Source organism: Frankia sp. Mgl5, from assembly GCF_023242985.1.
Taxonomy (GTDB): Bacteria; Actinomycetota; Actinomycetes; order Frankiales; family Frankiaceae; genus Parafrankia; species Parafrankia soli.
This window is the reverse complement of the sequence record NZ_JALKFY010000188.1, coordinates 1-260: the sequence shown is the minus strand read 5'-3', so window position 1 is coordinate 260 and position 260 is coordinate 1. Positions and strand designations below refer to the sequence as shown.

Here is a 260-nt window from a genome sequence, read left to right as displayed (position 1 = left end):
ATCATTACTACAGCGGTCTTCTGGAGCATACCGTTTCCCTGCTCGCGTTGGCTGAGCGCTTGCTGCCGCTCTATCCGCAAGTGGACAAGGACGTGCTTTACGCCACCTGCATCCTGCATGATATCGGCAAACTGTACGAGCTATCTGACGCGATTGCTCCCGAGTATACGACGCCGGGTCAATTGATCGGCCATTTGGTGATGGGGGTGGAGATGGTCAGCCAGACTTGCAGCAAGTTGGGGATCTCCCTTGGTCACCCG

At 56.2% G+C, this 260-nt stretch carries 1 protein-coding gene; it reads left to right on the top strand.

Annotated elements, in window-relative coordinates; translation table 11 throughout:
* On the top strand, positions 1 to 260 hold a 260-nt coding region (locus MXD62_RS08935), incomplete at both ends, for an HD domain-containing protein (RefSeq protein ID WP_248828906.1).